Here is a 2,006-nt window from a genome sequence, read left to right as displayed (position 1 = left end):
ACCTGCTGATTACAAATCAGCTGCTCTACCGATTGAGCTAGCTCGGCTCAGCAGTTAATATTGTAACGCCTGAATCGGGCAAAGTCAATAGTCGGCTTGATGATGCCATATTTTACTTTGCAACGCCGAGAATATTGGGGTCTTGAGGATTAAATCGAGAGATTCAAAATAAAAAATACCGATTTAAATAAGATTTACACACATTTTTTCAGTCAGACCCACTCAAGACAATCAGCCTAACCTGATATTATGAGCAGTTATACAACCTATAACTCTTCCCTGTCCTCGAGATATTTTTCTAATTTTCTTTTGACTCTTTGCAGGGCATTGTCAATTGATTTGACATGACGTTTAAGATCTACGGCAATTTCCTGGTATGATTTTCCTTCCAGATAGGCCATAAGGACTTTCCACTCCAGAGAACTCAGTATCTCACCCATTTTTCTTTCAATAAATACGAACTCTTCCCGGCTGATAATAATCTCTTCCGGATTGGTAATCTTGGTGGTAGATAAGATATCCATAAGAGTCCGGTCTGATTCTTCATCATATATGGGTTTGTTGAGTGATACATACGAATTCAAAGGTATGTGTTTCTGCCTGGTGGCAGTCTTGATAGCAGTGATTATCTGACGGGTAATACATAGTTCAGCAAAGGCTCTAAAGGACGTAAGCTTGTCCGCTTTATAGTCCCTGATCGCCTTAAAAAGCCCAATCATGCCTTCCTGAATAATATCTTCCTTGTCTGCGCCTATTAAAAAATACGATCTGGCTTTTGCTCTGACGAAATTTTTGTATTTATCAACCAGATATTCTACCGCAAATTGCTCGCCCTGCTGGGCCAAATCAACTATATCCTCATCGGGCATTTCGCTATATGTGGTGTATATTTTCTTTAAAGCGACGGAATTAGGCATTCAATCGCCTCCATAAAAATGGTAATTTAATAATGCTTATACGGCACCAAGTTTATTAATCTAGTTAATTATAGGCCAGCAGAGCAGGAATCGTCAAGCCATTTGCATTCCGGGCCGGGCAGTAATCCCGGTAGGAGAGCACTTTTTCCTGCCTGGCCTGCGTAAATCATATATTCTTTTGCCGTACGGCTTCAAATAGCAGCACGGCAGCCGCAGCCGAGGCGTTTAAGGAATTGATCTGGCCGTACATGGGAATTTTAACTACCAGATCGCAGTTTTCTTTTACCAGCCTTCTTATTCCGCGGCCTTCTCCTCCTATAACCAGAACCGTAGGTACAGGAAATTCTACGCTCTGATAAGCCTGACCGTCCATATCCGCCCCCACTACCCAGAGACCCTGTTCTTTGAGATATTTAATGGTATTAACCAGATTGGGAGCCAGGACTACTTTCATGTGTTCCACTGCTCCAGCCGAAGCACGGGCTACGGCCGGGGTGACTTCCACTGAATTATGGCGGGGAATAATTACTCCGTGTACTCCTGCCGCTTCCGCACTGCGGATAACAGACCCAAAATTCTGCGGGTCCTCCAATCCATCCAGCATCAGCAGAAAAGGAGGTTCTCCACTTAAGGCAGCATCCTCCAGTACTTCTTCTATGCTGCAATATTCATAGTTGTCAACCTCGGCGACCATACCCTGGTGATTACCCACGGTGTACATGTCATTGAGCCTTTGTTTGGATACCTCTTGAATATAAATGCCCCGGCTGGCGGCCAGCTTGACCAGGTCCTGGACTTTCTTGCCGGCGCGCCCTTCCTCTACAAAAATCTTATGGATCTTTCGTTTGCCTTTGATGGCCTCCATAATGCTGTTTACCCCGGCCAGTTTTTCCTTCATAATTAACTCCTTCTTCTTTTTATTTTCGATCTTTATAAGGTCTGGAATATGTCATCGGTCAGGATTACACTGGCATAATGCTCCGGGGGAAAACCGTGGTCATATTCAATGTCATTAAACAAATCGGGCATGGCAGCTTGGAAATGCAGCAATAGCGGTATCGCCACCTGTCTCATCTGGGGATGGGCGGC

General features: G+C 44.3%; 2 protein-coding genes. Both read right to left on the bottom strand.

Annotated elements, in window-relative coordinates; genetic code table 11:
- Positions 1–266: 266 nt before the first annotated feature.
- Complete coding sequence (gene sigH / locus B3W37_RS08890) at positions 267–917, bottom strand: RNA polymerase sporulation sigma factor SigH (RefSeq protein WP_483175440.1); 651 nt, start codon at positions 915–917, stop codon at positions 267–269.
- Between the two features lie 166 nt (positions 918–1,083).
- Positions 1,084–1,815, bottom strand: a complete 732-nt coding sequence (rlmB, locus tag B3W37_RS08885) for a 23S rRNA (guanosine(2251)-2'-O)-methyltransferase RlmB (RefSeq protein ID WP_483175439.1) — start codon at positions 1,813–1,815, stop codon at positions 1,084–1,086.
- Positions 1,816–2,006: the final 191 nt, after the last annotated feature.

This window comes from Syntrophomonas sp. UBA5494 (assembly GCF_002426325.1).
This window is presented reverse-complemented; position numbering and strand designations above follow the sequence as displayed.

What these genes read in the sequence shown, in the direction of transcription:
- sigH (WP_483175440.1), bottom strand. Translation starts at nt 917, where the DNA reads ATGCCTAATTCCGTCGCTTTAAAGAAAATATACACCACATATAGCGAA.
- rlmB (WP_483175439.1), bottom strand. Translation starts at nt 1,815, where the DNA reads ATGAAGGAAAAACTGGCCGGGGTAAACAGCATTATGGAGGCCATCAAA.